Raw genomic sequence first — 389 nt, forward strand, 5'->3', positions numbered from 1 at the left:
CGTGCGCCGATGGCCATAGAGGCCGCATCGTCACGCGCATTCATTACGCGTTTACCGGATGACAGTTTTGCAAGTGAGTTTGTTGCCGAAGCGTCAGACGCAACGAGGTTGCGATGAGCGACGTTTGCGGCATAGTTGGAAATAACACCAAGACCCATGGTCTTTAACTCCTACGTGGATTGTTAAGTGTTCAGCGTAATGCCGAATTTTTGAGATGCCTTCCTAGCATCTCTGCTTCTTCTGCGTGCATTAACCTGCAGTTAGAAGATTTTTTGCGTGTAAGTGGTTCCACGTAAGACGTAAAGTAAATAATTGTTTATGTTATGAGAATTCATGAAAATAGAAAAAACCCCGAAGATTTCTCTCGGGGCTTTTCTCGTGCAGGTTTG

General features: G+C 45.5%; 1 protein-coding gene. It reads right to left on the bottom strand.

All coding sequences use genetic code 11. The annotated features are described in order from the left end of the window. A partial coding sequence (locus SMB34_RS20965; protein WP_476756156.1) for a flagellin N-terminal helical domain-containing protein occupies nt 1-158 on the bottom strand: 158 nt, incomplete at its 3' end. Between the last annotated feature and the right edge of the window lie 231 nt (nt 159-389).

It is taken from the genome of Thalassospira permensis NBRC 106175 (genome assembly GCF_000714555.1).
In the GTDB taxonomy this organism is placed as follows: Bacteria; Pseudomonadota; Alphaproteobacteria; order Rhodospirillales; family Thalassospiraceae; genus Thalassospira; species Thalassospira xiamenensis.